We start from the raw sequence: 465 nt of genomic DNA, 5'->3' as shown, positions 1-465 counted from the left end.
AGCAATTTCAGCTGTGCCGGCGTCCGCCACGAAGGTGGTGTCCACAGTGCGCTCACTGCCGTTGATGCTGGCTTTCACGGTGCTGCTGCCCGCTTGGGTGCTGGTCAGCGTCATGCTGGCCACGCCCGAGTCGTTGGTAGTAGCCGTAGGACCGGTCAGTGTTGCCGCACCGGATTCCACGCTGAAGGTGACGACCTGACTCGGTACTAGGTTGCCGTTGGCGTCGGTGATTGTGGCTTGCACCACGTTCTGCGACGTACCGTCGGCTGGCTGATTATCAGTGGTCATGATCAACGCACCGTTGCCAATTTCGGCCGAGCCGGCATGCGCGATAAAGGTGCTGTTGACGCTTTGAGTGCTGCTACCCACGCTGGCGGTGACCACGCTGATGCCGGCAGTTTTGCTGGTCAAAGTCACCGACACTTTACCGTCGGCACCTGTCGTGGCAGTACCTGGGATGGTCGC

Annotated in this window: 1 protein-coding gene; it reads right to left on the bottom strand. The window is 60.6% G+C overall.

The window, feature by feature from the left end; all coding sequences use genetic code 11:
- A partial coding sequence (locus AC6CIA_RS26395; protein ID WP_498316092.1) for an Ig-like domain-containing protein occupies positions 1-411 on the bottom strand: 411 nt, incomplete at its 3' end.
- Between the last annotated feature and the right edge of the window lie 54 nt (positions 412-465).

This window comes from Pseudomonas sp. GQ91 (genome assembly GCF_059758795.1).
The sequence above is the reverse complement of the archived record's forward strand: the minus strand, read 5'-3'. Positions and strand labels throughout refer to the sequence as shown.